Origin of the sequence: Microbacterium sp. SCN 71-21, from assembly GCF_001725695.1 — a bacterium.
GTDB classification, from domain to species: domain Bacteria; phylum Actinomycetota; class Actinomycetes; order Actinomycetales; family Microbacteriaceae; genus Microbacterium; species Microbacterium ginsengisoli.
Map to the genome: position 1 here is coordinate 1 of NZ_MEGA01000114.1, position 557 is coordinate 557.

The 557-nt window shown below is 65.5% G+C and carries 1 protein-coding gene; it reads right to left on the reverse strand.

Annotated elements, in window-relative coordinates:
- Positions 1 to 557 (reverse strand): F0F1 ATP synthase subunit beta (locus ABT08_RS12655; protein WP_502685892.1); only part of this gene is annotated, 557 nt, incomplete at both ends.

Genomic DNA, 557 nt, shown 5'->3' on the forward strand with positions numbered 1-557 from the left:
TGCAGCGACGTGATCGAGTGACCACGCGTGGAGGTGATGCGCTCCTGGAGCACACCCATCTCGTCGGCCAGGTTGGGCTGGTAACCCACGGCCGAGGGCATGCGGCCGAGGAGCGTGGAGACCTCGGAACCGGCCTGCGTGAAGCGGAAGATGTTGTCGATGAACAGCAGCACGTCCTGCTTCTGGACGTCGCGGAAGTACTCCGCCATCGTCAGCGCCGAGAGGGCGACGCGCAGACGCGTCCCCGGCGGCTCGTCCATCTGGCCGAACACGAGAGCGGTCTTGTCGAAGACGCCCGCCTCCTCCATCTCACCGATGAGGTCGTTGCCCTCACGGGTGCGCTCACCGACACCGGCGAACACGGAGACACCACCGTGGTCCTGCGCCACGCGCTGGATCATCTCCTGGATGAGGACGGTCTTGCCGACACCGGCGCCACCGAAGAGGCCGATCTTTCCACCCTGCACGTAGGGCGTGAGGAGGTCGATCGACTTGATGCCCGTCTCGAACATCTCGGTCTTGGACTCGAGCTGGTCGAAGCTCGGCGCCTTGCGGTG